Source organism: Lyngbya sp. CCY1209, from assembly GCF_035615495.1.
In the GTDB taxonomy this organism is placed as follows: Bacteria; Cyanobacteriota; Cyanobacteriia; order Cyanobacteriales; family Microcoleaceae; genus Limnospira.
Genome location: NZ_JAJENU010000082.1, coordinates 1 through 232, shown reverse-complemented (window position 1 = coordinate 232; position 232 = coordinate 1). Strand labels below are relative to the sequence as shown.

The following is a 232-nucleotide window of genomic DNA, read 5'->3' as shown; positions in this document are numbered from 1 at the left end:
ACAACACCGGACAGACCGGGGGCACCCCCGACGCGGACATCGACGCCCCCGAAGCCTGGGACGTGCAAACCGGCAATGATGTGGTCGTCGGCGTCATCGATACGGGTGTGGATTACAATCACCCCGATTTGGCGAATAATATGTGGACCAATCCCGGAGAAACCCCGGGAGACGGCATCGACAACGACGGCAACGGCTACGTCGATGACGTCCACGGCTACGATTTCGCCTA

Annotated in this window: 1 protein-coding gene; it reads left to right on the top strand. The window is 60.3% G+C overall.

What is annotated here, in order from left to right; translation table 11 throughout:
* A partial coding sequence (locus LKE08_RS00425; RefSeq protein ID WP_324702219.1) for a S8 family serine peptidase occupies positions 1 to 232 on the top strand: 232 nt, incomplete at both ends.